At 67.9% G+C, this 25,094-nt stretch carries 28 protein-coding genes; 14 read left to right on the top strand and 14 right to left on the bottom strand.

Going from position 1 to position 25,094, the window contains the following annotated elements; genetic code table 11:
- Positions 1-204: 204 nt before the first annotated feature.
- The 5 genes from GGQ80_RS02920 to GGQ80_RS02900 all read right to left on the bottom strand — a co-directional run bounded on the left by GGQ80_RS02920 (position 205) and on the right by GGQ80_RS02900 (position 4,131).
- A complete protein-coding gene (locus tag GGQ80_RS02920) occupies positions 205-540 on the bottom strand; it encodes a hypothetical protein (protein ID WP_221364129.1) in 336 nt (111 codons plus the stop codon).
- A gap of 80 nt (positions 541-620) precedes the next feature.
- Complete coding sequence (gene recF, locus GGQ80_RS02915; protein ID WP_183982324.1) at positions 621-1,658, bottom strand: DNA replication/repair protein RecF; 1,038 nt, start codon at positions 1,656-1,658, stop codon at positions 621-623.
- A 13-nt stretch (positions 1,659-1,671) separates the two neighbouring features.
- Entirely contained in the window at positions 1,672-2,856 is a 1,185-nt protein-coding gene (gene rlmN, locus GGQ80_RS02910; protein ID WP_183982322.1) for a dual-specificity RNA methyltransferase RlmN, read from the bottom strand.
- Positions 2,857-3,013: 157 nt separating this feature from the next.
- Complete coding sequence (locus GGQ80_RS02905; RefSeq protein WP_183982320.1) at positions 3,014-3,487, bottom strand: hypothetical protein; 474 nt, start codon at positions 3,485-3,487, stop codon at positions 3,014-3,016.
- A complete protein-coding gene (locus tag GGQ80_RS02900; RefSeq protein ID WP_183982318.1) occupies positions 3,484-4,131 on the bottom strand; it encodes a histidine phosphatase family protein in 648 nt (215 codons plus the stop codon). The genes GGQ80_RS02905 and GGQ80_RS02900 overlap by 4 nt, the downstream gene beginning before the upstream one ends.
- Before the next feature lie 148 nt (positions 4,132-4,279).
- Between GGQ80_RS02900 and GGQ80_RS02895 the strand changes: the two genes are divergently transcribed.
- The 5 genes from GGQ80_RS02895 (at position 4,280) to GGQ80_RS02875 (ending at position 7,822) form a co-directional block, all read left to right on the top strand.
- A complete protein-coding gene (locus GGQ80_RS02895; RefSeq protein ID WP_183982317.1) occupies positions 4,280-4,882 on the top strand; it encodes an outer membrane protein in 603 nt (200 codons plus the stop codon).
- A 255-nt stretch (positions 4,883-5,137) separates the two neighbouring features.
- A complete protein-coding gene (dnaN, locus tag GGQ80_RS02890) occupies positions 5,138-6,241 on the top strand; it encodes a DNA polymerase III subunit beta (RefSeq protein WP_183982315.1) in 1,104 nt (367 codons plus the stop codon).
- Positions 6,242-6,305: 64 nt separating this feature from the next.
- A complete protein-coding gene (locus GGQ80_RS02885) occupies positions 6,306-6,536 on the top strand; it encodes a type II toxin-antitoxin system Phd/YefM family antitoxin (protein ID WP_183982314.1) in 231 nt (76 codons plus the stop codon).
- The gene (locus tag GGQ80_RS02880; RefSeq protein WP_343050781.1) at positions 6,533-6,964 is read left to right on the top strand and encodes a type II toxin-antitoxin system VapC family toxin; all 432 of its coding nucleotides are present in this window, start codon (positions 6,533-6,535) and stop codon (positions 6,962-6,964) included. Before GGQ80_RS02885 ends, GGQ80_RS02880 begins: the two co-directional genes overlap by 4 nt.
- A 54-nt stretch (positions 6,965-7,018) precedes the next feature.
- The gene (locus tag GGQ80_RS02875; RefSeq protein WP_183982312.1) at positions 7,019-7,822 is read left to right on the top strand and encodes a Coq4 family protein; all 804 of its coding nucleotides are present in this window, start codon (positions 7,019-7,021) and stop codon (positions 7,820-7,822) included.
- Between the two features lie 130 nt (positions 7,823-7,952).
- On the opposite strand, the gene GGQ80_RS02870 is transcribed toward GGQ80_RS02875, so the two are convergent.
- The 4 genes from GGQ80_RS02870 to GGQ80_RS02855 form a co-directional block, all read right to left on the bottom strand.
- Entirely contained in the window at positions 7,953-8,795 is an 843-nt protein-coding gene (locus GGQ80_RS02870) for a MipA/OmpV family protein (protein ID WP_183982467.1), read from the bottom strand.
- Positions 8,796-8,901: 106 nt separating this feature from the next.
- On the bottom strand, positions 8,902-9,330 hold the full coding sequence (locus tag GGQ80_RS02865) for a DUF2141 domain-containing protein (RefSeq protein ID WP_183982311.1): 429 nt from the start codon (positions 9,328-9,330) through the stop codon (positions 8,902-8,904).
- Complete coding sequence (locus GGQ80_RS02860; protein ID WP_183982310.1) at positions 9,257-10,051, bottom strand: sterol desaturase family protein; 795 nt, start codon at positions 10,049-10,051, stop codon at positions 9,257-9,259. The genes GGQ80_RS02865 and GGQ80_RS02860 overlap by 74 nt, the downstream gene beginning before the upstream one ends.
- A gap of 84 nt (positions 10,052-10,135) precedes the next feature.
- On the bottom strand, positions 10,136-10,675 hold the full coding sequence (locus tag GGQ80_RS02855; RefSeq protein WP_183982308.1) for a GNAT family N-acetyltransferase: 540 nt from the start codon (positions 10,673-10,675) through the stop codon (positions 10,136-10,138).
- Positions 10,676-10,902: 227 nt separating this feature from the next.
- Between GGQ80_RS02855 and crtY the strand changes: the two genes are divergently transcribed.
- The 4 genes from crtY (at position 10,903) to GGQ80_RS02835 (ending at position 15,336) form a co-directional block, all read left to right on the top strand.
- The gene (crtY, locus tag GGQ80_RS02850; RefSeq protein ID WP_183982307.1) at positions 10,903-12,069 is read left to right on the top strand and encodes a lycopene beta-cyclase CrtY; all 1,167 of its coding nucleotides are present in this window, start codon (positions 10,903-10,905) and stop codon (positions 12,067-12,069) included.
- The gene (locus GGQ80_RS02845; protein ID WP_183982305.1) at positions 12,066-13,541 is read left to right on the top strand and encodes a phytoene desaturase; all 1,476 of its coding nucleotides are present in this window, start codon (positions 12,066-12,068) and stop codon (positions 13,539-13,541) included. The genes crtY and GGQ80_RS02845 overlap by 4 nt, the downstream gene beginning before the upstream one ends.
- A 186-nt stretch (positions 13,542-13,727) precedes the next feature.
- A complete protein-coding gene (locus GGQ80_RS02840) occupies positions 13,728-14,309 on the top strand; it encodes an LOG family protein (protein ID WP_183982303.1) in 582 nt (193 codons plus the stop codon).
- A 97-nt stretch (positions 14,310-14,406) separates the two neighbouring features.
- Positions 14,407-15,336 carry a phytoene/squalene synthase family protein gene (locus GGQ80_RS02835; protein WP_183982301.1) on the top strand — a complete coding sequence of 310 codons (930 nt, stop codon included), beginning with the start codon at positions 14,407-14,409 and terminating at the stop codon, positions 15,334-15,336.
- A 123-nt stretch (positions 15,337-15,459) separates the two neighbouring features.
- Here the strand turns inward: GGQ80_RS02835 and GGQ80_RS02830 are convergent, their stop codons facing one another.
- The gene (locus tag GGQ80_RS02830; protein ID WP_183982299.1) at positions 15,460-15,696 is read right to left on the bottom strand and encodes a hypothetical protein; all 237 of its coding nucleotides are present in this window, start codon (positions 15,694-15,696) and stop codon (positions 15,460-15,462) included.
- A 117-nt stretch (positions 15,697-15,813) separates the two neighbouring features.
- On the opposite strand from GGQ80_RS02830, the gene GGQ80_RS02825 reads away from it, so the two are divergent.
- Both GGQ80_RS02825 and GGQ80_RS02820 read left to right on the top strand, forming a co-directional pair.
- Positions 15,814-17,817 carry a S9 family peptidase gene (locus GGQ80_RS02825; protein ID WP_183982297.1) on the top strand — a complete coding sequence of 668 codons (2,004 nt, stop codon included), beginning with the start codon at positions 15,814-15,816 and terminating at the stop codon, positions 17,815-17,817.
- 162 nt (positions 17,818-17,979) lie between these two features.
- Positions 17,980-19,797 (top strand): ABCB family ABC transporter ATP-binding protein/permease, encoded by a 1,818-nt coding sequence (locus GGQ80_RS02820; protein WP_183982296.1) that lies wholly within the window; start codon positions 17,980-17,982, stop codon positions 19,795-19,797.
- A gap of 178 nt (positions 19,798-19,975) precedes the next feature.
- On the opposite strand, the gene GGQ80_RS02815 is transcribed toward GGQ80_RS02820, so the two are convergent.
- The 4 genes from GGQ80_RS02815 to GGQ80_RS02800 all read right to left on the bottom strand — a co-directional run bounded on the left by GGQ80_RS02815 (position 19,976) and on the right by GGQ80_RS02800 (position 22,206).
- Positions 19,976-20,287, bottom strand: a complete 312-nt coding sequence (locus GGQ80_RS02815) for a GNAT family N-acetyltransferase (protein ID WP_246346789.1) — start codon at positions 20,285-20,287, stop codon at positions 19,976-19,978.
- A complete protein-coding gene (locus GGQ80_RS02810; protein WP_183982292.1) occupies positions 20,284-21,204 on the bottom strand; it encodes a hypothetical protein in 921 nt (306 codons plus the stop codon). Before GGQ80_RS02810 ends, GGQ80_RS02815 begins: the two co-directional genes overlap by 4 nt.
- Before the next feature lie 67 nt (positions 21,205-21,271).
- A complete protein-coding gene (locus GGQ80_RS02805) occupies positions 21,272-21,928 on the bottom strand; it encodes an SdpI family protein (protein WP_183982290.1) in 657 nt (218 codons plus the stop codon).
- Positions 21,928-22,206, bottom strand: a complete 279-nt coding sequence (locus GGQ80_RS02800; protein ID WP_183982466.1) for an autorepressor SdpR family transcription factor — start codon at positions 22,204-22,206, stop codon at positions 21,928-21,930. Before GGQ80_RS02800 ends, GGQ80_RS02805 begins: the two co-directional genes overlap by 1 nt.
- Positions 22,207-22,301: 95 nt before the next feature.
- Here GGQ80_RS02800 and recQ point away from each other — a divergent pair, with 95 nt between their 5' ends.
- The 3 genes from recQ (at position 22,302) to GGQ80_RS02785 (ending at position 25,005) form a co-directional block, all read left to right on the top strand.
- Positions 22,302-24,071: a DNA helicase RecQ gene (gene recQ, locus GGQ80_RS02795; protein ID WP_183982288.1), complete on the top strand. Its 1,770-nt coding sequence runs from the start codon at positions 22,302-22,304 to the stop codon at positions 24,069-24,071.
- Positions 24,072-24,169: 98 nt separating this feature from the next.
- Positions 24,170-24,601, top strand: coding sequence for a protein tyrosine phosphatase family protein (locus GGQ80_RS02790; protein ID WP_183982286.1), 432 nt, complete (start codon positions 24,170-24,172; stop codon positions 24,599-24,601).
- On the top strand, positions 24,598-25,005 hold the full coding sequence (locus tag GGQ80_RS02785; RefSeq protein ID WP_183982285.1) for a hypothetical protein: 408 nt from the start codon (positions 24,598-24,600) through the stop codon (positions 25,003-25,005). The genes GGQ80_RS02790 and GGQ80_RS02785 overlap by 4 nt, the downstream gene beginning before the upstream one ends.
- Positions 25,006-25,094 lie beyond the last annotated feature (89 nt).

The raw sequence follows: 25,094 nt of genomic DNA, 5'->3' as shown, positions 1-25,094 counted from the left end.
CGGAGATATAGGGATGACGGGGGTGAAACGGAAGCGAAATGGCCGGTGGGGGTGGAAGGGGTGTGGGGGTGAAGTGAAGGGTGGTGGAGGGTTATGTTTTCACTTTGACCCCGCTCACGCCGGGTGTCGCATCAGCCTTGTGGCGCGTCAGGGGCGTGTAGGACAGTAGTAATTCGAGCCGGGTGCAATCGCCAAAGCTGGTGGTTAGCCGCCGCTACCGTAAAACGTTTCCCACGCTGCCGCTTCAAGGCGACCATCGCCATCCGCGATAATCTCGCCTCCCTCACCGTTCAGCTTGAAGGCTTGCTGGCAGCCTCCCAGCGACGCCGACCCATCCAACGCACGTAGCAATGTATAGAAGGCCTCCGATAAAGCTGCATCAATGGCGGCAAGTACTTCTATTCGTTGGAGTGACGTCAGGTTGGCGGCAGCGAGGCGGTCTGCGACGGCTGACCCTCCTTGGGGATTGGCGAACGTATAAAGCAGCGCGTCGCGCTCCATTCTAACTGCCAGGGCAAATCCTTTCGGCCCCATCGTCATCTGCTCCCTTGCGCGGCGAGACTAGTGAGCGAACTTACATGAGCCAACGTCCACTCATAGGACGAAAGTGGACGGTGCCTTCACGTCAACTCCACCCGCGTCGCCCCCGCATCGATCGCCGCGAACAGCGCCGGTTCGGTCCCCGTCATCCACACCTGACCCCTGCCAGCCAGCCGCGCGAAGAGCGCTGCGCGGCGGGCGGGGTCTAGGTGGGCGGCGACTTCATCGAGGAGGAGGATGGGCGCGCGACCCGTGCGGCTCGCCACCAAGGCGGCGTGGGCGAGGACGATGCCGAGGAGGAGCGCCTTCTGCTCGCCGGTCGAGGCGAGCGCGGCGGGCTGGGTCTTCTCGACGTGGGTGACGGCGAGGTCCTGGCGGTGCGGGCCGACGAGTGCACGGCCGGCGGCGGTGTCGCGGGGGCGATTGTCGCGGAGGCGGGTCGCCAAGTCGGTGGCGTCGTCGCCTTCGATCGTCAGCGCGGCGCGAGGGAAGTCTGGCGATCCTGACGCCAGCGGCGCTTCCAGCAGCGCCACCGTCTCGCGCCGCGCCGCGTCGAGGGCGGCGCCATGCTCGGCCATCTGCGCCTCCAGCGCCGACAGCCATTCGGGGTCCGCAGGCCGGTCCTCCGCCAGCAGTCGGGTACGCGAGCGCATCGCCGCCTCGTAGCGCGCCGCCGCCTGGGCATGGCCGGGGAACAGCGCCAGCGCGAGGCGATCGAGGAAGCGGCGGCGGCCGCTGGCGGGCTCGACGAACAGGCGGTCCATCGCCGGGGTCAGCCACAGCACCGTCAGCCATTCGGCGAGCGCGTTGGCGGGGGCGGCGGCGCCTTGGACGCGGACGATGCGGCGCTCGGGCGCCGACGCCAGCGTGCCGGTCGCGATCTCGACCTCGTCCGCCAGCGACGCGGCGACGCCGAAGCCGCCCGGCCCGTCCTGCCGCGCCATCGCCGACAGCGCCGCGCGGCGCAGCCCCTTGCCGGGCGCGAGCAGCGACACCGCTTCCAGGATGTTGGTCTTGCCCGCGCCGTTCGCGCCGGTCAGCACGACGAAGCCGGGCCCTGGCGACAGCGTCAGCGCGGCGTGATTGCGAAAATCGGTGAGGGTCAGGCGGGTGAGCACGAGGCGCCGGGGCTCAGCCCAGCGCCGCCTGCTTTTCCGCCGCCAGCCGGTCGAGCTCGGCGCGCCTCTTCTTTTCCGCTGCGGTCTTCAGCTGGCCGCACGCGGCATCGATGTCGCGGCCACGCGGGGTGCGGGTCGGTGCGGAAATGCCCGCCTCGAAGATGATGTTACTGAACGCGCGGATCCGTTCCGGCGTCGAGCATTCGTAATTCGCGCCCGGCCAGGGATTGAACGGGATCAGATTGACCTTTGCCGGCAGGTCGTAGTGGCGCAGCAGGCGGACCAGCTCGCGCGCATCGGCGTCGCTGTCGTTCTTGTCCTTCAGCATCACATATTCGAAGGTGATGCGCCGCGCATTGTTGGCGCCGGGATAGTCGGCGCACGCCTGGAGCAGCTCCTCGATGCCGTATTTGCGGTTCAGGGGCACGATCTCGTCGCGCACTTCCTTGCGCACCGCATGGAGCGACACCGCTAGGTTGACCCCGATCTCCTCGCCAGCGCGCGCCATCATCGGCACGACGCCCGACGTCGACAGCGTGATCCGCCGCTTCGACAGCGCGAGGCCGTCGCCGTCCATCACCAGCTTCAACGCGTCGCGGACGCTATCGAAGTTATACAGCGGCTCGCCCATCCCCATCATCACGATATTGGTGAGCATCCGCCCCTCGGGCTGCGATGGCCATTCGCCGAGCGAATCGCGCGCCAGCATCACCTGGCCGATGATCTCGCCTGCGGTCAGGTTGCGGACCAGGCGCATCGTGCCGGTATGGCAGAAGGTGCAGTTGAGCGTGCAGCCGACCTGGCTCGACACGCACAGCGTTCCCCGATCGGCGTCGGGGATGAACACCATCTCGTAATCCTGCGCGTCGGGCGATCGCAGCAGCCACTTGCGCGTGCCGTCGGTCGATACCTGCGCCTCGACCACTTGCGGCCGGCCGATCACGAACCGCTCGGTCAGCCACGGGTGCTGCGCCTTGCTGATGTCGGTCATGTCCTCGAACCGCGTGGCGCCGCGATTGTACATCCAGTGCCAGATCTGCTTGCCGCGCAGCTTCGCCTGGCGCGCGTCCAGCCCCGCGTCGGCCAGCGTCTGGCGCAGCTGGTCCTTGGACAGGCCGATCAGGTCGATGCGGCCATCCTCGCGCAACGTCTGGGGCCGTGCGACGGGCACGGGATCGATGTGCCCGGGGATGGGCATGGGCGGGGCAACGCTGTCGAGCATCGCGCGCATATAGGGGAAAAACCCTGATCCGTCATCCCCGCGGAGGTGGGGATCCAGACTGGCTGATCATTGTGGGTCTCACGATGTGCAGTGGTGATGGGTTCCCGCCTGCGCGGGAATGACGGGATGGGCGTCACCGACACGCCAGAACCGCGGCGTCGATCGCGGTGGCGGCGCCGGAGAGGGCATACACGTCGGCGAACGGACGCCCGCCGCGACCGACCGCCTCGACGCTCATGCTTCTTCCCGATCGCATCGCCGAGACGATCGCTCGGTCGCTGGCAAGATCGGTGGCGAAGGCGTCAAAGCCGCTCGCGACCAGTTGGAACCGCCGCTCGCCGATCGTCAGCGTCACCGGCGCGGAGCGATCGCGCTCGCGGCTGAGGCGGACGTAGAAGGACGCGGTCAGACCGCGATCCGGCCATGTCGCGACGCTCGCATAGCCGCCGACGCGCCCGCCCGCTGCGATCGGCCGGGCGATGGCGAAGCAGCGCGCCGGCTGGCGGTCGCGGAACGCGCCCCAGGTGCGATAGACGCCAACGGTGTCGCGCGCCGCCGCATTCGCCGCCGCCGCTGCCGCCAGCAGCAGGAGCGCCGCCGCCTTCACGCGGGCGTGTGGCCGGTGCCGAGATGCGCGACGCGCTCGACACCGCCCTCGACCAGCACAACGCTGCCCTGCGGCAGGTTCGATGCGACGGGCACCCCCGCCATCGGATCGACCGGCGCCGCCGTCATCACCCCGCGCAGCACGCGGCTGGAGATGCCGTGCATGATGACCAGCCGGTCGCCATCGTCGTCATCGGTATCGGCGAGCCACGACGACACGCGCGCGGCGATCGCGTGATAATCCTCGCCATCGGGCGCCGGCCGCAGCAGCCCTGTGGCGGGATCGATCACCGGCCCCACCTCCCCGATCACATCGGCGTAATAGCGCCCGCCCCATGCACCCATGCCGATCTCGACCAGCCGCGCATCGTGGCGGGCCTGGTGCCAGTCGAGCCCGAGATGCTCGGCGATGATCGCGAGCGTCTGCAGCGCGCGGCCGGTCGGCGAGGCCCATAGCGTCAGCCGGGGCCGATGCCCCAGCAGGTCGCGTAGCGCCCGTCCCATCTCGTCGGCTTGCGCGAAGCCGGCGCGGGTCAGCGGCGTGTGCGGCGCCTCGCCCTGAAGCCGGCGCGCGGCGTTGAAGACGGTTTCGCCGTGCCGCGCGATGACATCGCGGCCGCGGCGGCGCGCGGGGTTCGGGTTCATGGGCCGGCGCTTTCAACCCCGTGTGGCGCGAATGCAACGCCTTTCCCCGTTTAGCTGAGGTTCATGCAACATCGCCGCGTGCCGGCCATTGAGCGCCTCCCGGGGTGTACTGCCCCGGCAACACGCAATTGTTCGATGGAGTACCGAAATGCGTAACCTGTTCCTGATCGTCGCGGCATCGACCGCCCTCGCCACGCCCGCGCTGGCCCAGACCAGCAGCGCGCCGCACACCGGCCTGCGCGTCGAGGGATTGGTCGGCTACGACAGGCTGAGCGATGGCGGAAACCAGGATTCGAGCTCGAGCAGCGGGATCGTCTATGGCGGCGGCGTCGGTTACGACGTGCCCGTCGGCAGCATCACGCTGGGCGCCGAGGCCGAGCTGACCGGATCGACCGTCGACACGCGTACCGACAGCCTGCTGGTGGCCGGCGACCGGCTGCGGCTCGACGCCGGCCGCGACATCTACGTCGGCGGCCGCGTCGGCTTCCCGATCACCCCGGCGACGCTGCTCTACGCCAAGGGCGGCTACACCAACGCGCGTGTCCAGGCCCGGTACGACGCCGGCGCGGCCAGCGTCGACGACCATGCCGACCTCGACGGCTTCCGCCTGGGCGCGGGCGTCGAGCAGGCGCTGGGCAGCAACAGCTACGTGAAGGCCGAGTATCGTTACTCACATTATTCTAAGGTCGACGATTACGACATCGACGCCGACCGCCACCAGCTGGTCGCGGGCGTGGGCATCCGGTTCTGACGCATGCTCTCAGCCGTTCGTGCTGAGGAGGCACTGAGCGGAAGCGAAGGGCCGTCTCGACGCACAGGCGGCTTGGCTTACGCTTCGAGACGAGGCGTCGATTTGCTCAGCCTCTCCTCAGAGCGAACGGGAAAATAGAACGCCCTTAAGGCGCGAAAAGAGGGTCGGGGCGCTTGCTCCGGCCCTTTCTTCTTGGCTAGGACGATGATGGGTTGCCCCCCGCTTCAGACTCGCGGGCGAGGCCGGGGGATGATGATGAAGGCGACGATCGAACGCGCGACGCTCCTCAAGGGGCTGAGCCATGTCCAGTCGGTGGTGGAACGCCGCAACACGATCCCGATCCTGTCGAACGTGCTGCTTGAGGCGACCGCCGAGGGCGCGCTCAGGATGATGGCGACCGACCTCGATCTACAGATCAACGAGAGCGTCCCCGCCGCGGTCGACCAGCCGGGCGCGACCACCGTGTCGGCGCACACGCTGTTCGACATCGCGCGCAAGCTGCCCGAAGGCGCGCAGGTGTCGCTGGCCGCCGCCGAGGGGCGGATGACGATCGTCGCGGGTCGCGCCCGCTTCTCGCTCGGCACGCTGCCGCGCGACGATTTCCCGGTGATCGCCGAGGGCGAGCTGCCGACGAGCTTCGAGATGCCGGCGGAGACGCTGAAGCAGATCATCGACAAGACGCGCTTCGCGATCTCGACCGAAGAGACGCGCTATTATCTCAACGGCATCTTCCTCCACGTCGCCGACGACACGCTGAAGGCGGCAGCGACCGACGGCCACCGGCTGGCGCGCGTCACCACCCCGCGTCCCGACGGCGCGGAGGGGATGCCCGACGTGATCGTGCCGCGAAAGTGCGTGGCGGAGCTGCGCAAGCTGCTCGACGAGGTCGACGGATCGGTCGGCGTGTCGCTGTCGCCCACCAAGATCCGCTTCGACCTGGGCCAGGCGATCCTGACCAGCAAGCTGATCGACGGCACCTTCCCCGATTATTCGCGCGTCATCCCGACCGGCAACGACAAGATCCTGAAGATCGACCCGCGCGGTTTTGAAGAGGGCGTCGACCGCGTCTCGACGATCGCGACGGAAAAGACCCGCGCCGTGAAGATGGCGCTCGATCGCGACAAGATCACGCTGTCGGTCACCAGCCCCGAGAACGGCACCGCCGCCGAGGAAGTGCCGGGCGAATATGTCGCCGCACCGTTCGAGATCGGCTTCAACAGCCGCTATCTGCTCGACATCCTAGGCCAGATCGACGGCGACATGGTCGAGGTCCACCTGGCCGACGCCGCCGCCCCGACGCTGATCCGCGAGAACGACAAGAGCCCGGCGCTGTACGTGCTGATGCCGATGCGGGTGTAACAACGCCGTTGTCGCCCCCCTCTATCCGACCTATGTTGGTCAGGTACATGGTCAGGAGCGGCGTATGACGGCAGTGAACATTGCTGAAGCAAAGGCGCGACTGAGCGAACTGGTCGAGCGGGCGGCCTCGGGCGAAACGGTCGAAATCGCACGACGCGGGCGGGTGGTCGCCCGGCTGGTGTCCGCAGAACCTGTCCGCCCGCCCATCGACTGGGAGGCGCTTGATCGACTGCGCGGATCGATGCCGGTTTCGACGTTGACCGTGGCGGAGATGCGCCGTCGCAACCTGCTGTGATCTATTGCGACACATCTCTGCTGGTGTCGCTGCTGACCGCGGAGGCGAACAGCGATCATGCCGTCAGGTGGTTCCGCGATCAGGCGATCGACAATCTGATGGCCAGCCCCTGGACGATGACCGAGATCGCAAGCGCGTTGGCACTGAAGCGCCGAACCGGTGCGCTCGACCACGAATTGCATGACATCGCTCTCGACGCGGCGAAGGCGCTCATTGCCGCGCTGCGCGATGTCACCGTTACGCCGCAGCATTTTGCGGCTGCGGCAGATCGCTTCGTCAACGCGCCGCCGGCGGGGCTGCGCGCTGGAGACGCTCTGCATCTGGCGATCGCCGTGGAAAGGGGAGCGGCGTTGGCGACCCTCGATCGGCAACTGGGCGACGCGGCCGCCACGGCGGGATTGGTCGTGCCGCAAATCCTGCCGACTTGATTTTAGCGAACGCTCGCTATAACTGACAACACTGTCAGTAAGGAGCCTCGCACCATGGCCGCCACGCTTCCCCCCTTCCCCGGCACATCCGGGCGCCGCGATTGGCGCACCGCGGTCGACGCGATTCGTAAGCTGCTCGCCAATGGCGACGACACCGCGCAGGTGTTTCGCATCATGCGCGCGCTCAATGTCGGCAACGCGCCGATGAACTATGCGCGGCTGATCGCGACCGAGAAGGGCGGCCGTATCGCCAGCCAGCATGTCGAATTGGCGCAGCGCTTTTCCGATCCCGCCTTCGTCGCCAGCTTTGCCCCCGGCACGGTCGGCGCGGCCTATCGCGATTTTCTTGAGAGCACCGGCTATTCGGCCGACGGGCTGGTCGCGGTGTCCAAGCTGGAGCCGAGCGAGGACGACCTGGCGCACCCCTATGCCTGGATGGGGCGCCGCATCCGCGATACGCACGACATCTGGCATGTGCTAACCGGCTACAAGGCGGACGAAAGCCTGGGCGAGGCGTGCCTCGTCGCGTTCAGCTATGCGCAGGTCGGCGGACTCGGCTGGGCGTTCATCGGCGGGGCCGCGGCGCTCAAGAGCCTGAAGGTGACGGGCAACAGCCTGTTCGCGAAGGCCGTGATCGAGGGCTATCGCCATGGCCGTGCCGCCAAGTGGATTTCGGGCGAGGATTATCTCGAGCTGCTGCACGAGCCGATCGATGCCGCGCGCGAACGGCTCGGCATCCGCACGCCGCGCGCCTATCTGAAGGCGCAGACCGAATTGGGGCCGGAGCTGGCGTCGTATCTCAGCACGCAACGCGCGGCGGCGAAGCAGGCGGCAGAGGAGCCGCGGCTGGCGGCGTAAGCTGCCTCACCGCACACACGGTCATGCTGAACTCGCTTCAGCATCTCCCTGAGAGCGCGCGCTCCCCCGCCGGAGATGCCGAATCAAGTTCAGCATGACGGCGTGTGGTTGGTGATCGGCGTCGAACCGTTCAGAAGGTGTACGCCAACCCCACCGCGCCGAGCCACTGGCCGCGCGAACCGGCGATGCTGACCACGGGGCTGTCGCCGAAGTCGTTGAGCATCTTGCGATACGTGCCGCCGGCGACGATCTTGAAGCCCTTCAGCAGGTCGCCGGTGATCGAATAGGTCGCCAGCGCGCCGGCGTTCCAGTTCTTCCAACCGCCGCGGGTGGTGAAGACGGGCAGTCCGCTCGCCACCGACCCCGCCGACGACACGTCGAAATAGGCTCGGCCATAGCCGCGACCGGCATGCTCGGCGGAAACGAACAGCGCTACCGCCGTCTTGCGGCTGAGCGGGGTCAGATAGTTGATCGTCGGCTGCCAGATCCCGCTGTCGTGGACGCCACTGACGTCGTGGCGATAGCTGAGCGACACCGACAGCTTGTCGTACGGGCTGGTGATGACGCCGGTCTTGCCGATGCCGACATAGCCGCCCAGCTCGATCGCGGTGCCGCGCTCGCCCAGCGCACGCACCCGGCGGTCCGAGATGTTCTCGATAGCGTTGCGGTTGAAATTGACCACGCCGATCGGGCCGGCCTGGATATCCCAGACGGGGCCGGGCTTGTTGGGAATGAGGTCGACGCTGGCGCGGTTGCCGGCGATCAGGAAGGAAAAGCCCTTGTACGATCCGATCGCGCCGGGGGCGGGCACGACGCGATAGTCGTTCGAGCCTTCATAGTCCGACAGATAGACCGCCGCGCCACCGATCGTCAGCGAATCGCCACCGATCGAGGCGGCAGGATCGGCGGGCGTCTCGGGCGCGGGCGGCGTGGCGGCATCCTGCGCCGCGGCCGGCACGGCGGCTGCGAGCATGAAGGCGGCAAGGCCACCAGCGAGCGCGACACGAATGGACACCGAAATTTTCCCCTATCTTGCGGCGGGGAAACCAACACGCATCAAATTGGGTCCGAGAGCCTGTCTAGAAAATGTAACGCATCCGAATCTGTTGCTCGGCTGCATCACTCGCAATGGCGAAGCGCGCGGCGTCGAACCGCGGTGCGCTGAAGCGGATCGCCGGGTTGCGCGAGAAGCCGAAGCCCTCGCGCGGGATGCCCGCGAAGGTGTCGAGCTTCGAATTACGATTCTCGTCGTGGATCACCGCGACGGCGTAGTTGCCGTGCGGCAGGCCGTCCAGACGCAGGCTGTGGACAGAAGCCGGGATCGAGCGGGTCACCGCATCGGCATCGTCGATACAGGCGGGGAAATTCTCAGGGTCGGCGGTCAGGCAGACGCGGATCAAGCCCTTGGCCGAACGCAACCCATCGACGTCGATGTCAAGCCGCGCGACCGGGGCGGCCCCCACCGCCAGCGTCAGCGCCGCCGCCAGCACGCCGAGCCGCCCGGGCATGGTCGCGCGCGAAGTCGCCCAGCCCTTCGTCGGTGCCGCAGACGCGATCCCAGAATCGGAAGTAAAGCCCATAGTTGCACCCGTACCGCTCATGATGCCGCTGGTGGTGGCTGGCCGTGATCAGCCAATCCCCCAATGCCCCCCTCCACATGAACCTAGGGAACATTTCCCAGCCCATGTGGTTGGTCACGCCCATAACGGTCATGATCGTCAGTACCAGTCCCAGCGCGGCGACGTGGATCGGAATTGCGAGCACCAGTAGCGGAATGGCAACAGCTCCGCTGATCGCCTCGATCGGGTGAAACGCCATCGCCGCCCAGGCGGTCGGCGGGCGGCTGGCATGATGGAGCGCGTGCGCCAGCTTGAACGGCCGCGGCCGGTGCATCCAGCGGTGCGTCCAGTAGAACCAGGTATCGTGCAGAATCAGATAGATCAGCACCGACACGGGCAGATACCAGAGCGGGTAGTCGTGGACGTCGCTATACACCCGCGTCCAGCCATGCTCGCGCCAGCCCCAGGCGAGCACCCCCGCCGGAACGCCGTAAATCGCCGCCGATGCCAGGCTCCACACGACCTCGCGTCGCATCTGTGCATCGAGACCGCGATAGAGGCCGGGATATTTCGCACGCGTCGCGAGCGCGAAGCCGCCGCTGGTCGCCAGATAGCGAATCGCGACGATGACGGTCATCGCCAGGGCGGAGAGGATGACGGCGATCAGCATGCGGGCGTTGTAGGCGCTTCCCCCTCGATCGTCATGCTGAACTTGTTCCACGTCGTACTCGCGGCCCGAGATCCTGAGACAAGCTTAGGATGACGATGCACCAGCCGCTCCCGTAAGCCGCTCGTAAAACAATGTAGGCCGGTCGCCGTATGTGCCGCGGGTCATCAGGCGATAGCCCATGTGCTCGGCCAGCCTGATCGACGCGACGTTGGCCGGGTTGATGATGCATACCGTCCGCGCGAAGGGATAGGCGTCGCCCCAGGCGAACACCGCCGTCAGCGCCTCGCGCGCGAAGCCCTGGCCGTGGGCCCAGGTGGATAGCGCCCAGCCAACCTCGGGCGTGCCCTCGAAATTGGGGTCGGTGTCGCGCCGCGAATCCATGAAGCCGGCATTGCCGACCAGCCGCCCCGTCGCGGTTTCGCGGATCAGCCAGTTGCCCCAGCCCAGCGCTTCCCAATGCCCGATATAGCGCAGCAGCCGTTCCCAGCTTTCCTGCCGCGTGAACGGCCGCCCGGTGATGAGCGCGTGGACCGCCGGATCCTCCCACATCGCGATCATCTCGTCGAGGTCGTCGGGCCGATGGGGCAGCAACGTCAGCCGCTCGGTGGTGAGGATCGGGGTCATGCGGGCAAGAGTGCGAAATGGATGGGGCGTGGGCAAGTGGCTGCCGCTAACCCTCCGTCATTCCCGCGAAGTCGGGAATCCATACTGGCTGTCGATAGTGGGCCTCACCGACCGTCGTGATGATGGATCCCCGCCTGCGCGGGGATGACGGAGGCGGGTGACCGTGTACGATAACCAACGCCGAACAGGGCGTTCCCCTCCGCCCCGCGATCCTCTACGCGGCGGGAATGGGCTCCACGATCACCTGCGACGTCGCCATCGTCGGCGCCGGGCTTGCCGGCGGGCTGGCCGCGCTCGCGTTGAAGGGGCGGCACCCCGACATGGACGTGCGCGTGATCGACGCAGGCTTGCGCGCGGGCGGCAATCACGTCTGGTCGTTCTTCGGCAGCGATATTGCGGCCAAGGACCGCTGGATCCTGACGCCGCTGATCGTCCATGCCTGGCGTGGCTATGACGTCGCCTTTCCGGCGCATCAGCGGACGATCGACGCGACCTATTATTCGATCACCGGCGAGCGGCTGGACGAGGTACTGCGCGAGGTGCTGCCCGCCGAGGCGCTGATGCTGGGACGACCGGTGCTCGACGTGACGCCGACGACGGTCCCCCTCGCCGACGGCAACCGGGTCGAGGCGACCGGCGTGATCGACGCGCGCGGGCCCGGCGACCTTTCGACGCTCGATCTCGGCTGGCAGAAGTTCCTCGGCCGCGAGCTTCGCCTGACCGATCCGCACGAGCGCGACCGGCCGATCGTGATGGACGCGACGGTGCCGCAGCTGGGTGGCTATCGCTTCGTCTATTGCCTGCCGTTCTCGCCGACGCGGATGTTCGTCGAGGACACCTATTACAGCGATACCCCCGATCTCGACGTCGCTGGCCTCGGCGAGCGGATCGAGGGCTATGCGGCGACGCAGGGGTGGCACGGCGACAATGGCGGCGGACGCGACGAATCGGGGGTGCTGCCGGTCACGATGGGCGGCGACTTCGATGCCTATTGGCGCTCGACGGGCGCCGGCATCGGCAAGCTCGGCATGCGGGCCGGGCTGTTCCATCCGACCACCGGTTATTCGCTGCCCGACGCGGTGCGCACCGCCGCGTTGATCGCGGACCGGCGGGAATTCGCGGGCGCGGCGCTGGCCGATGTCACCTTCACCCATGCCCGGCGGACGTGGCACGACCGCGGTTTCTATCGCATGCTCGACACGATGCTGTTCCGCGCCGCCGAACCCGCGGAGCGATATAGGGTGCTCGAGCGCTTCTACCGTCTCAACCCGGCCCTGATTGGCCGTTTCTATGCAGGACGATCGACGATGAGCGACAAGGCACGCATCCTGACGGGCAAGCCCCCGGTGCCGATCGGCCGCGCCGTGCGCGCCATCCTGGGGGCAAAGGCATGAAGAACGCGGTCGTCGTCGGCGCCGGCTTCGGCGGTCTCGCGCTCGCCATCCGCCTGCAATCGGCGGGCGTCGCCACCACGATCGTCGAGTCGCGCGACAAGCCCGGCGGGCGCGCCTATTATTGGGAACGCGACGGCTTCACCTTCGACGCCGGGCCCACCGTCATCACCGACCCCGCCTGCCTGCAGGAATTGTGGCAGCTGACCGGCCGCGACATGGCGGAGGACGTCACGCTCGAACCGGTGATGCCCTTCTACCGGCTCAACTGGCCCGACGGCACCAATTTCGACTATACCAACGACGATGTTCTGCTGCGCCAGGAGATCACCCGGCTGAACCCCGACGACTGGGCGGGATATCAGAAGTTCCTCGATTACTCCGCCGGGGTCTTCAAGGAAGGCTATGAGAAGCTGGGCCATGTCGCCTTCCTCGACTTCGCGTCGATGATCAAGGCGGCGCCGGCGCTGGCCAAGTATCAGGCGTGGCGATCGGTCTATTCGATCGTGTCGAGCTTCGTGAAGAGCGAGAAGCTGCGCGAAGCGCTGTCGTTCCACACGCTGCTGGTCGGCGGCAATCCGATGACGACCAGCGCCATCTACGCGCTGATCCACAAGCTGGAGCGCGACGGCGGCGTGTGGTTCGCCAAGGGCGGCACCAACCGGCTGATCGCGGGCATGGTCACGCATTTCCAGCGGATCGGCGGCACGTTGCGGCTGGACGATGCGGTCAAGTCGATCGACACGCTCGGCGACCGGGTAACCGGCGTGACGACCGAAAGCGGTTGGCACATCGATACTGATGCGGTCGCCGCCAATGGCGACATCGTCCACAGCTATCGCGACCTGCTCAAGACCTCGCGCAGCGCGCAGCGCACGCTCGCGAAGCTGGAACGCAAGAGCTATTCGCCGTCGCTGTTCGTCGTCCATTTCGGCATCAAGGGGGAATGGCCAGGCATTCCGCACCACATGATCCTGTTCGGGCCGCGCTATAAGGGCCTGCTCGCCGACATCTACGACCATGGCGTGCTCGCCCAGGACTTCTCGCTGTACCTTCACCATCCGACCGTCACCGATCCGTCGATGGCGCCCGAGGGTCACTCGACCTTCTATGCGCTGGCGCCGGTGCCCCACATGGGCAAGTTCCCCGTCGACTGGGACGAGGTCGCGCCGATCCTGGAAAAGCGCATCCTCGACGAGGTCGGCCGCCGCCTGATCCCCGACATTCACGAGCGGGTGGTCACGAAGTTCAGCTACGCCCCGCATGATTTCGCGCGCGACCTGAACGCCCATCTCGGCAGCGCCTTCAGCCTGGAACCGGTGCTGACGCAGAGCGCCTATTTCCGCGTCCACAACCGCGACGACAATATCCCCAACCTGTATTTCGTCGGTGCAGGGACGCACCCCGGTGCGGGCATTCCGGGCGTGGTGGGTAGCGCCAAGGCGACGGCGGCGCTGATGCTGGGCGCGCGGTAACAATCTCTTCGCGTCACCCCGGCCTTGAGCGGGGGTGATGGCGGTTACGTCGTCATCCTGAACTTGTTTCATTATCTCCAGGCATCTGCGCAACGGCGGGGAGATGCTGAATCGAGTTCAGCATGACGGATGGAGGCTGTTGGAGAGGGCTTGGCCTCGACCGTCAAACCCCCTAGCGCCACCACCATGAAGCGCCTCGCCATCTATTGCGGCTCCGCCACGCCTGCCGACCCCGTCTACATCGAATCAGCCCGCGACGTCGGGCGGACGCTGGCCGAAAGGGAAATCGGCGTCGTCTATGGCGGCGGGCGGCTGGGGTTGATGGGCGCGGTCGCCGATGCGGCGCTGGCGGCGGGGGGCGAGGTGATCGGCGTCATCCCGCAGGCGCTGGTCGATGCCGAGGTCGCGCATCGCGGCCTGACCGAACTCCACGTCGTCGAGGGCATGCACCAGCGCAAGGCGGCGTTCACCGACCTTGCCGACGGCTTCGTCACCATCCCCGGCGGCACCGGGACGATGGACGAATTGTGGGAGGCGCTGAGCTGGGCACAGCTCGGCTATCACGCCGATCCGGTCGGGCTGCTCAACGTCGCGGGCTATTACGACACGCTGATCGCGTTCTGGGAGAAGATGGGCGACGTCGGCTTCCTGCGCCCGCAGCACCGCGATCTGTTGGTCGTCGACGAGACGCTCGGCGGGCTGCTCGACAAGATGGCCGCGCACCGGCCGACCCAGCCGATCGTCAGGATGAAGGCGAGCGACCTTTGATATCACACGCCGTCACCCTGAACTTGTTTCAGCATCTCAGGCCGCATGCGATACGGCAGGAGACCCTGAAACAAGTTCAGGGTGACGAGCTGTGACAATGGACCGCGCCGCGATCGTCGCCGCCGCGCATGCCTCGATCGCGAAGGGATCGAAGAGCTTCGCCGCCGCCAGCCTGTTGTTCGATCCCGCCACCCGCGAACGCGCGTGGCTGCTCTACGCCTGGTGCCGCGCGGGCGACGACATCACTGACGGGCAGGATCATGGCCATGGCATGAGCCGCGTCGCCGATGCCCCGGCGCGGGTCGCGCGGCTGTCGGCGTTGACCGAGGCGGCGTTGGCGGGCGAGACGACGGGCGAGCCGGCATTCGACGCGCTGGCGCTGGTCGCCGCCGAGACGGGGCTGCCGCCGCGCTACCCGCGCGACCTGATCGAGGGGTTCCGCCTCGACGCGGAGGACTGGCGGCCGCGCAGCGAGGGCGATCTGTACCGCTATTGCTATCACGTCGCCGGCGCGGTGGGGTGCATGATGGCGATCGTCATGGGCGTATCGCCGGACGACGAGGCGACGCTCGACCGCGCCTGCGACCTCGGCATGGCGTTCCAGCTCGCCAATATCGCCCGCGATATCGAAGAGGATGACCGGGTCGGCCGCTGCTATCTGCCCGTCGAATGGCTGGTCGAGATGGATATCCCGCCGGGCCAGCACATGAAGCCGCCGTTCCGCCCGCGCCTCGCGGTGCTCGCGCGCCGGCTGGCGACCAAGGCCGAGGCGTTCGAGGCGAGCGCGCGGCAGGGGACGCGGGCGCTGTCGTTCCGGTCGGCCTGGGCGGTGCTGGCGGCGGCGGACATCTACGGCGCGATCGCGCGCAAGGTTGCCGCGCGTGGCGAGCGTGCGTGGGATCGCCGGGTGTCGACGGGAAAGATGGAGAAGGTCGGCTTCATCCTGCGCGCCGCGCAGCACGCCAGTCGCGGGATCACGAGCGACGAAGTGCCGCGCGACCCGAGCTTGTGGACGCGGCCGCGCTGATCGAGCGACGGTAATCGACCTCCTCGCCACCACCGTTCGTGCTGAGCGCAGTCGAAGCACATGCCACAGGCGGCGTGGCTTGCGGCATGTCCTTCGACTGCGCTCAGGACGAACGGGGTGGTGTCAGCGTCGAAGCGACGTGGGTGCAGTCTCCGCCCGCGCATATTGCGCGCCGCTCGCCCGGCAGTTGGCGCCGATCGTCGGATAGGGCACGTCGGTGTTGCGCGCAATTTCGTTCGCCAGCGCGGCGCGGCACTGGGCCATCGACTGATATTGCACGGGCACCAGCCGGGCCTCGGTACATGCCGTGTTGCCGTCGCCGCAGCCTAGGATAGCCATCACGTAGAAAAGCGGTTCCATCGCGTCACCTCACGCCTCTGCAACGGCGATCATCGGTCAGAGTTCCTGCCTTGCTGCATTGTCACCTGCGTGTAGTATCTGCCCAATACACGGAAGCGTCCCAGGGGGAGACAGACGATGCGCAAGCTGAAGATGGTGTTGGCGGCAGGAGCGGCGTTGATGGCGGTGCAGGCGACGGGCGCGGCGGCGCAGGCGATGGCGGGCGTACCGCTGATCGAGCGTGCCAAGCTGTTCGGCAATCCGACGAAGAGCGCGGCGAAGCTGTCCCCCGACGGCAAGTGGATCACCTTCATCGCACCGCGCGACGGGGTGATGAACGTGTGGGTCGCCCCCGCCGACCGCCCCGACGATGCCAAGCCGCTGACCGCGGAAAAGACGCGACCGATCCGCCAGACCTTCTGGTCGCCCGACTCGAAGCAGGTCCTGTTCATCAACGACAAGGGCGGCGACGAGAACTTCCTGCTCTATGGCGTCGACGTCGCCACCGGCGCGCAGCGATCGTTGACCCCGTTCGAGAAGACCCGCGTCCAGATCGTCGGCACGAGCGAGACGATCAAGGATCGTATCCTGGTGGGCGTCAACAATCGCGACCCGCGCTGGCACGACGTCTATTCGCTCAATCTCGCCAGCGGACAGCTGACCAAGGTGATGCAGAACGACGGCTATGCCGGCTTCCTGGCCGACGACGCGCTCAACCTGCGCATCGCGACCAAGGCGCGGCCCGACGGCGGCAACGATTATTTCCGCGTCGTCGACGGCAGGGTGGAGGCGACGCCCTTCACCAGCAACACGCTGGAGGACCAGCTGACCACCGCGCCCGCCGGCTTCACCACCGATGGCAAGACGCTCTACTGGGTCGATTCGCGCGGCCGCGACACCGCGGCGCTGATCGCGCAGGACATGGTGACCGGCAACAAGACGATCGTCGCGCAGGACCCCCGCGCCGATATCGGCGGTGGGCTATTCAACCCGACCACCGGGCGCATCGAAGCCTATTCGGTCAATTATCTGAAGAACGACTATGTTCCGGTCGGCGACGCGGTGAAGGCCGACCTCGCCTTCCTGAAGAGCCAGAACAAGGGCGACTTCGTCGTCGGCAGCCGCACCGATGCCGACGACAAGTGGATCGTTGGCTTCGATCCCGTCACCGCCCCGCCGGCAACCTATGTCTACGACCGCCGCGCGAAGTCGCTGAAGCTGCTGTACGTCAGCCGCCCCGAACTCGCCGGTGCGCCGCTGGTGCCGATGCAGCCGGTCGAGATCAAGGCACGCGACGGGCTGACGCTGGTCAGCTATCTCAGCCGGCCGAAGGGCGTCAGCGGCCCCGCGCCGATGGTTCTGTTCGTCCACGGCGGCCCCTGGGCGCGCGACGGCTATGGCTTCAACGGCTATCACCAGTGGCTGGCGAACCGCGGCTATGCGGTGCTCAGCGTCAACTATCGCGGCTCGACCGGGCTGGGGAAGAAATTCACCAGCGCCGGCGACCTGCAATGGGGTCGCAAGATGCACGACGACCTGATCGACGCGGTCGATTGGGCGGTGAAGCAGGGCGTGACCACCCGCGACAAGGTGGCGATCATGGGCGGCAGCTATGGCGGCTATGCGACGCTGGCTGGCCTCACCTTCACCCCCGACACCTTCGCCTGCGGCGTCGACATCGTCGGCCCGTCGAACCTGTTCACGCTGCTCAAGACGATCCCGCCCTATTGGGAAGCGGGCAAGCAGCAGTTCTACAAGCGGATGGGCGACCCTACGACGCCCGACGGCCAGGCGTTGCTGAAGGAGCGCAGCCCGCTGACCTTCGCCGATAGGATCAAGAAGCCGCTGCTGATCGGCCAGGGCGCCAACGATCCGCGCGTCAACATCGCCGAAAGCGACCAGATCGTGTCGGCGATGAAGGCGAAGAACATCCCCGTCACCTATGTCGTCTTCCCCGACGAGGGCCATGGTTTTGCCCGCCCGGTCAACAACATCGCGTTCAATGCGGTGACCGAGAACTTCCTGGCGCCGTGCCTCGGCGGCCGCGCCGAACCGATCGCCGACGCGATGGCGGGATCGACCGCGCAGGTCCGTGAGGGCGCGGGCTATGTGAAGGGGTTGACCGCCACCGCGGCGAAGTAGGCGCCTCATCCCCCTCCCTGAAAGGGAGGGGTTAGGGGTGGGTCGTCGCCGCGAGGGACACTCTCTGCGAGGCTCCCGACCCACCTCCAGCCCCTAACTTGCAGGGAGGGGAGTTTGATCCGCCATTGATCCCACGCGCCCGCGGGCCGACATGGAGGGCCAATGCCCCCCATGTCCCTCCCCACCACCGGTACCGAACCGCCGCTGATCCCGACGCTGCGGCGCTTCCTGCCGTATCTGTGGCCAGCCGGCCAGCCCGGGCTGAAGCTGCGCATCGTCGCGGCGATGTCGCTCGTCGTCGCGTCCAAGCTGGTCCAGGTCTATGGCGCGCCCTTCGCGTTGCAGGGCGCGGTCGACGGCATGGCGTCGAACGATCGGTCGGCGACGACGCTGATCGTTGCGCTGGTGCTGGGCTATGCCGCCGCGCGGCTCGGCACCACGCTGTTCGACAATCTCCGCAATACCGTGTTCGAGCGGGTCGGCCAGGACGCGACCCGCCGCCTCGCGGCGCAGGTTTTCCGCCACCTCCATCGGCTCAGCCTCGACTTCCACCTGTCGCGGCGCACCGGCGCGGTGACCAAGGTGGTCGAGCGCGGGACGAAGAGCATCGATACGATGCTGTATTTCCTCCTCTTCAACATCGCGCCGACGGTGCTCGAACTCAGCCTGGTGCTCGGACTGTTCTGGACGCGGTTCGGCTGGCCGCTGGTCGCGGCGACACTGGTGATGGTGGCGGTGTACATCTGGTTCACGCGGACCGTCACCGATTGGCGCGCGGCGCTGCGCACCCGGATGAACGACCTCGATACCGGCGCGGTCGCGCATGCGGTCGATTCGCTGCTCAACTTCGAAACGGTGAAATATTTCGGTGCCGAGGAGCGCGAGGCGAAGCGCTACGAGCGCGCGGTGGATGCCTATGCCAAGGCGGCGGTGCGGTCCGAAAACAGCCTGGCGTGGCTCAACATCGGCCAGGCGGTCATCACCAACCTCATGCTCGGGCTGGGCATGGCCTATGTCGTGTGGGGATGGAGCCAGGGGCGCTTCACCGCGGGTAACGTGGTGTTCGTGTCGACGCTGCTCAGCCAGCTGTTCCGCCCGCTCGACCTGCTCGGCATGGTCTATCGCACCATCCGCCAGGGCGTGATCGACATGGCGGCGATGTTCGACCTGGTCGATACCAAGGCGAGCATCGTCGACGAGCCCGGTGCGCCGGCGCTGCGAGTCGGGGCGGGCCATGTCCGCTTCGACGGCGTCCGCTTCGGCTACGACCCCGATCGCGCGATATTGAAGGGCATCGATCTCGACGTTCCCGCGGGCACGACGCTGGCGGTGGTCGGCCCGTCGGGCGCGGGCAAGTCGACGCTCGCACGGTTGCTCTATCGCTTCTACGATGTGGACGAGGGCGCGATCACCATCGATGGCCAGGATATCGCCGCCGTCACCCAGGCGTCGCTGCGCGAGGCGATCGGCATCGTGCCGCAGGACACGGTGCTGTTCAACGACACGATCGGCTACAACATCGCCTATGGCCGTGCTGACGCCGATCAGGCGCAGGTCGAGCGTGCGGCGCAGGGCGCGGCGATCGCCGGCTTTATCGAGCGCCAGCCCGACGGCTATGCCACCCGTGTCGGCGAGCGCGGCCTGAAGCTGTCGGGCGGCGAGAAGCAGCGCGTCGCGATCGCCCGCACCCTGCTGAAGGACCCGCCGATCCTGATCCTCGACGAGGCGACGAGCGCGCTCGACAGCCGCACCGAGGGCGAGATCCTGGCGACGCTGAACGAGATCGAGCGCGGGCGGACGACGATCGTCATCGCCCATCGGCTCTCGACGATCGTCCACGCCGACCAGATCGTCGTGCTCGACGGCGGAGTGGCGGCGGAACGGGGCACCCATGCCGAACTGCTCCGGCGTGGTGGCCTGTACGCGCAGATGTGGGCACGCCAGGCGCAGGAACGCGACGAGGCGCTGGCGGCGGAGTGAGGCACACAAAGCCCCTCCCCTTCAGGAGTTCTGGGTCGGTCGACGCCCCGCTTCGACCTGGAGCTGCCGGGGGCAGCTTCACCCGGAACTGGGTTGGGGGTGGGGCGTGTCTCACCGAGACCAGCGGCTGCCTCCCCCACCACAACCCCTCCCCTGAAGGGGAGGGGCTTGAGACGCCTTATCTGACCAAGTCCCGATACTCCGGATGCCGCTCGATATAGGCCGCGATGAACGGGCACTGCGGAACCACGTTCAGCCCCTGGTCGCGCGCGCTGTCGAGCGCAGCGCGGATCAGCTTGCTGCCGACCCCCCGCCCCTCGATCGCGGGCGGCACCACGGTATGGGTGAAGACGATCGTCCGCCCCTCCAGCTGATAGGCGGCGACGGCGCGGTGGCCATCGATGTCGAGCGTGAATTCCTGCTCGGCACGATTGTCGATGACGTGGCTCATGGTCGCGGGAACGCTGGCGCGCGCGATCGGTGCCGTCAATTGCAGCTGAGGCGGATCAGCCCGGCCGGCTTGTCGAACACGATCGACGAGCAGCGCGCCAGATAATCGGCCCCCAGCGACACCGTGTCGCGGCGAATGTCGCGTTTCTTGCCCTTCGCCGTCACCACCACCTCGTCGGGATCGAAGGACGCGGCGCCCGCCTCGCGGATCGAGGCCGCCGAGCCGGCATCGGCGACGCGCACCCCGAGCGCGACGATCGCCAGCGGCCCGATCGCGAACGGCCGGCGCAGTGTCAGGTCGCGCACCGGTCGCTTGACGCCGAAGAAGATCTCAGTGGCGCGCGGCTCGCCAGAGACAGTGCCGTCGAACACGTGCGCCAGCCGTACCGCCGCCCCGGCGGTCGCGAGCGTGCGCGGATGGAAGGGGTCGAGACGCAACCGCATCGGCTCGCCGGCGACCTCGATCGCCGCAAAGGTGGTGCTGAAATTGCCGAACAGGCCGAACGGGCCGGTGTTGCGGATCATGGGCAGCGCGACCGTCCGTTCATCGGGGCGGGGGCTGTGCAGCTGGAAGCGGACAACCGGCTCGGGCAGTGCGTCCGGCCCGACGCTTCCCTCGGCCGCTGCCGAAAAAGGCCTGCTGCTCCAGCCGATCCGCCGCTTGTCCGCCCCTGCGCCAAGGTCGAGCGGCACCACCTGCGTCCGCGTCATCACCGATACCGGGCCGACCGCATAGCCGATGCTGATCCCCCACTTGCCCTTCAGCTTCAGCCGCGCCCGTTCGGCAAAGGCCTGGTCGAACAGCGGCATCGCCGGCGCAGCGGGATCGATCCGCAACGTCGCGGGCACGTCGCCGACCCGGCTGCGCAGGAGCGCGTCGCCGCTGACGACGCGTTCGGCGGGTGGTGCCTTTGCGCCGATCATCCCCAGTGCCACTATCGCCATCGTCCGTCGCATGCCCAGCTCCTGCAATTCACGGCGGCGCTAGGCGGCGATCGTGTCGGAACGGTGGCGCAACGATGTCTTAGCCCGTCCGATGGCGTCGCCAGTAGAGGAAGGAATAGGCCACCGGCACCAGCGCTGCGACCAGCACCGCCGCCATGACCAGCGGCGCGCGGATGTCGCCGGCGATCGGGGCCAGCGCCAGTGCCATGACGATGACGCCTCCGCCGATCATCGTCCGGCTGCCCAGCCGATGCGTCGCGATCCAGTTTTCGGGGTCGGTCAGCGTCCAGGGCGTGCGGATGCCGACGAAGAACCCGGGCCGCGACTTGGGCAATGCGTTGCCGATCACCACCAGCAACAGCCCGACCGCGACCAGCATCGTCGCCGGCGGCGGCGTTATCCCGAAGGCGGGCGCAGCGATGACCAGCTCGACGAAGACCATCAGCGCCAATAGCCCGCCCCAGGCGGTGCGATAGAGCGGTGCGCTCTGGCTCAAGCGATCCTGCAGCGGCTCGATCGCGGGCAACGCCGCCATCAGCAGCGACAGGCCGATCGTCACCGCGACTGGCATCGCCAGTGCCGTCCCCGCATCGGCGAAGCGGTCCGCGGCGCCGTCGGGCCCCCAATGCGTCGCCAGCTGCGTTCCCGCGGGCAGCCGTTGCGCCGCGACGACCGCGATTCCCGCCATCGCGGCGGCCACCGCCGCCGATGCCGCCACCATGCCCCGATATCGCATCACTGCTCCTCCTCGCCCGCGCCGACGCCCAGCCGCCCCATGAACCCCATCACCACTTCCTCGAGCGCCGACAGGTTCAGCGAATAGACCACCGTCGTGCCCTTGCTCTCCGCCTGCACCAGTCCCGCCGCCTTCAGCTTGGCGAAATGGCCCGACATCGTCGGCTTCGACACGTCGAACCGCTCCGCCAGTTCGCCTGCGCTCATGCTGCCGCGTTTCAACAGCTCGAGGATGCGGCGCCGGGTCGGATGCGCGAGAGCGTCGAAGACCGAGTCCATGGCTTTCATTAGCCTTTTTCCTAATTAGCGTCAACGCTAATCGCTCGCGAGTTGCGCTGCCCTTCCAAGCGAGTAAGGACGGGCACGCTCCCGCAATGCTCGATCCCCTTCCCACCCTTCAGCGCGTCTTCGGCTTTCCCGGCTTTCGCGGCGTCCAGGCCGATGTCGTCGCGCGCGTGCTCGCCGGCGAGCGGACGCTGGCGGTGATGCCGACCGGTGCGGGCAAGTCGCTGTGCTATCAGCTGCCGTCGGTGATGCTGGAGGGAACGTGCGTCGTCGTCAGCCCGCTGATCGCGTTGATGCACGACCAGCTGCGCAGCGCCGAGGCGGTCGGCATCCGCGCCGCGACGCTGACCAGCGTCGACGAGAACCGCGCCGAGACGATCCAGCGGTTCAAGGCGGGCGCGCTCGATCTGCTCTACGTTGCGCCAGAACGCGCCTCGTCGGGGCATTTCCGCGAGTTGCTGGGGCAGGCGAAGCTCAGCCTGTTCGCGATCGACGAGGCGCATTGCGTCAGCGAATGGGGGCACGACTTCCGCCCCGACTATCGCCTGCTCGAGCCGTTGATGGATGCGTTCCCCGAGGTCGGCCGGCTGGCGCTGACCGCGACCGCGGACGCGCATACCCGCGCCGACATCTTGAAACAGCTGGGCATTCCGAACGACGGGCTGATCGTGTCGGGCTTCGACCGGCCCAACATCCGCTATTCGATCGGCGCCAAGGACAACGTCAACCGCCAGATCGCCGACGTCATCGCGCGCAACCCCGGCCCCGGCATCGTCTATGCCCAGACCCGCGCCGCGACCGAGAAGCTGGCCGAGGCGCTGGGCCGGTCGGGGCGGCCGACCCGCGCCTATCACGCCGGGCTCGACGCCGCGGTGCGGGCGAAGAACCAGGCCGATTTCGTCGCGTCGGAGGACATGGTGATCTGCGCCACGGTGGCGTTCGGCATGGGTATCGACAAGCCCGACGTCCGCTTCGTGGCTCATGCCGGGCTGCCCAAGTCGATCGAGGCCTATTACCAGGAAACCGGCCGCGCCGGCCGCGACGGCGACCCCGCGGTCGCGCATCTGTTCTGGGGTGCCGACGACTTCGCCCGCGCGCGCCAGCGGATCGGCGAGGTCGAGCCGGAGCGTCAGGCCGGCGAGCGCACCCGGCTGCAGGCGCTGGGCGCACTGGTCGAGACCGCGGGCTGCCGCCGCCGCATCCTGCTGAAGCATTTCGGCGAGGATCTGGCCGAGGATTGCGGCAATTGCGACAATTGCCTCGGCTCGCCCGATGCGATCGACGCGACCGAGACGGCGCAGAAATATCTCTCCGCGGTGTTCCGCACCGGCCAGATGTTCGGCGCCGGCTATATCGAGCAGGTGCTGCTGGGCCAGTCGAGCGAGCGCAGCCTGACGAACGGGCACGAGGGGCTGTCGGTGTGGGGCATCGTCGAGGGCGACGAGGTCCGGCTGGTGAAGCCGGTCGGCCGCGCGCTGCTGCTGCGCGACGCGCTGCGCACCAACCACCATGGCGGCCTGGAGTTCGGCCCCGGCGCGCGCGGCATCCTGAAGGCGGGCGACCGCGTGTCGCTGGTCGTGCCACCGCCGCGCGAGCGCCGCGCGCGCCGCCAGCCGGCGGTTGCGAGCGATCCCGCCGACAATCCGCTGTTCGAGGCGTTGCGCGCCAAGCGCCGCGAGCTGGCGCAGGCCGCGGGCGTGCCGCCCTACGTCATCTTTCACGATTCGACTCTGCGCGACATGGCGGCGCAGCGCCCGACGACGCGCGCGGCGCTCGCGATGTTGTCGGGCATCGGCGCGCGCAAGCTCGACGCCTATGGCGACGCGTTCCTCGACGTGATCCGGGGTTTCGAGGGCTAAGAACCTCCCCGTCCCGGGGAGGTTTATGAGTTCGCTTATCCCCACCTACGTTACGTAACGGGGCTGACGCGCCACCGCTCATCGCCTACAGCGCTCCGATGGTCGATATCCGCCCCCTGAACGAGAGCGTCGCGGTCGCGCCGCAAATCACCGTCGACGATGTCGCCGCGATCAAGGCCGCGGGCTATGTCGCGATCGTCAACAACCGCCCCGACGACGAAGAGCTCGGCCAGCCCGAAGGCGACGCGATCCGCGCCGCCGCCGAGGCGCTTGGCCTGACCTATACCGCGATTCCGGTCGGTCATGCCGGGCTGGGCCATGCCCAGATCGACGCGATGGCGACGGCGCTGGTCGAGGCCGACGGCCCGGTGCTGGCCTATTGCCGCTCGGGCACGCGGTCGTGCAACTTGTGGGCGCTCGCCGCGGCCAAGGCGGGACGCAATCCCGAACTGATCGTCCGCCAGGGTGCCGCCGCCGGCTACGACCTCGGCGGCATTCGTCCGACGCTGGAGGCGCTGGCGGCGCGATGAACGAGACGGTGATCGGCCTGTCGCTGCTGGCGGGAGCGGCGACGCTGCTGCCCGTCGGCGGCGCCGTCTGGTGGTGGCGTCGCGGACGCCAGGGCCGGATCGAGACCGCCGAGGAAGCCGCCGACGCCGCCGAGGCTGCGCTGCACGGCTTCGCAGTGACGGGCGCGGTGGTCGGCGCCGATGGCGCCGGCGCATTGGCGGTCGCGAACGACGGCCGTGTCGCGGTGATGACCCGCCGCGGCAAGCGCATCGCCGTCGCCGAGGTGGCCTGGTCGATGCTGCGATCGGCGCCCGGTGGCGTGGTCGTCGAGCTGCGCGATCGCGCGATCGCGATCGTCGGCGTCAATGCGCTCGATATCCGGCGCGTAGCCGGCGCCTCGGTGCGGGTGCCGCTGCGGGACTAGGCCAGACCAACTCCCCGCCGTCATCCTGAACTCGTTTCAGGATCTCCCGCTAGGGCGCCGTACGGCCAGCCAACGACGAGATGCCAAAA

The organism is Sphingomonas jinjuensis, from assembly GCF_014197105.1.
Lineage (GTDB): Bacteria > Pseudomonadota > Alphaproteobacteria > Sphingomonadales > Sphingomonadaceae > Sphingomonas > Sphingomonas jinjuensis.
Note: the sequence above shows the minus strand (reverse complement) of the source record. Positions and strands in the feature narration are given on the sequence as shown.

What these genes read in the sequence shown, in the direction of transcription:
- GGQ80_RS02885 (WP_183982314.1), top strand. Translation starts at nt 6,306, where the DNA reads ATGACGGCAGTGAACATTGCTGAAGCAAAGGCGCGACTGAGCGAACTG.
- GGQ80_RS02895 (WP_183982317.1), top strand. Translation starts at nt 4,280, where the DNA reads ATGCGTAACCTGTTCCTGATCGTCGCGGCATCGACCGCCCTCGCCACG.
- GGQ80_RS02830 (WP_183982299.1), bottom strand. Translation starts at nt 15,696, where the DNA reads ATGGAACCGCTTTTCTACGTGATGGCTATCCTAGGCTGCGGCGACGGC.
- GGQ80_RS02920 (WP_221364129.1), bottom strand. Translation starts at nt 540, where the DNA reads ATGACGATGGGGCCGAAAGGATTTGCCCTGGCAGTTAGAATGGAGCGC.
- crtY (WP_183982307.1), top strand. Translation starts at nt 10,903, where the DNA reads ATGGGCTCCACGATCACCTGCGACGTCGCCATCGTCGGCGCCGGGCTT.
- GGQ80_RS02790 (WP_183982286.1), top strand. Translation starts at nt 24,170, where the DNA reads ATGGTCGATATCCGCCCCCTGAACGAGAGCGTCGCGGTCGCGCCGCAA.
- GGQ80_RS02810 (WP_183982292.1), bottom strand. Translation starts at nt 21,204, where the DNA reads ATGCGACGGACGATGGCGATAGTGGCACTGGGGATGATCGGCGCAAAG.
- GGQ80_RS02835 (WP_183982301.1), top strand. Translation starts at nt 14,407, where the DNA reads ATGGACCGCGCCGCGATCGTCGCCGCCGCGCATGCCTCGATCGCGAAG.
- GGQ80_RS02820 (WP_183982296.1), top strand. Translation starts at nt 17,980, where the DNA reads ATGCCCCCCATGTCCCTCCCCACCACCGGTACCGAACCGCCGCTGATC.
- GGQ80_RS02870 (WP_183982467.1), bottom strand. Translation starts at nt 8,795, where the DNA reads ATGCTCGCAGCCGCCGTGCCGGCCGCGGCGCAGGATGCCGCCACGCCG.
- GGQ80_RS02860 (WP_183982310.1), bottom strand. Translation starts at nt 10,051, where the DNA reads ATGCTGATCGCCGTCATCCTCTCCGCCCTGGCGATGACCGTCATCGTC.
- GGQ80_RS02800 (WP_183982466.1), bottom strand. Translation starts at nt 22,206, where the DNA reads ATGGACTCGGTCTTCGACGCTCTCGCGCATCCGACCCGGCGCCGCATC.
- GGQ80_RS02900 (WP_183982318.1), bottom strand. Translation starts at nt 4,131, where the DNA reads ATGAACCCGAACCCCGCGCGCCGCCGCGGCCGCGATGTCATCGCGCGG.
- GGQ80_RS02865 (WP_183982311.1), bottom strand. Translation starts at nt 9,330, where the DNA reads ATGCCCGGGCGGCTCGGCGTGCTGGCGGCGGCGCTGACGCTGGCGGTG.
- dnaN (WP_183982315.1), top strand. Translation starts at nt 5,138, where the DNA reads ATGAAGGCGACGATCGAACGCGCGACGCTCCTCAAGGGGCTGAGCCAT.
- recQ (WP_183982288.1), top strand. Translation starts at nt 22,302, where the DNA reads ATGCTCGATCCCCTTCCCACCCTTCAGCGCGTCTTCGGCTTTCCCGGC.
- GGQ80_RS02785 (WP_183982285.1), top strand. Translation starts at nt 24,598, where the DNA reads ATGAACGAGACGGTGATCGGCCTGTCGCTGCTGGCGGGAGCGGCGACG.
- GGQ80_RS02840 (WP_183982303.1), top strand. Translation starts at nt 13,728, where the DNA reads ATGAAGCGCCTCGCCATCTATTGCGGCTCCGCCACGCCTGCCGACCCC.
- GGQ80_RS02805 (WP_183982290.1), bottom strand. Translation starts at nt 21,928, where the DNA reads ATGCGATATCGGGGCATGGTGGCGGCATCGGCGGCGGTGGCCGCCGCG.
- GGQ80_RS02825 (WP_183982297.1), top strand. Translation starts at nt 15,814, where the DNA reads ATGCGCAAGCTGAAGATGGTGTTGGCGGCAGGAGCGGCGTTGATGGCG.
- rlmN (WP_183982322.1), bottom strand. Translation starts at nt 2,856, where the DNA reads ATGCCCATCCCCGGGCACATCGATCCCGTGCCCGTCGCACGGCCCCAG.
- GGQ80_RS02875 (WP_183982312.1), top strand. Translation starts at nt 7,019, where the DNA reads ATGGCCGCCACGCTTCCCCCCTTCCCCGGCACATCCGGGCGCCGCGAT.
- GGQ80_RS02855 (WP_183982308.1), bottom strand. Translation starts at nt 10,675, where the DNA reads ATGACCCCGATCCTCACCACCGAGCGGCTGACGTTGCTGCCCCATCGG.
- GGQ80_RS02845 (WP_183982305.1), top strand. Translation starts at nt 12,066, where the DNA reads ATGAAGAACGCGGTCGTCGTCGGCGCCGGCTTCGGCGGTCTCGCGCTC.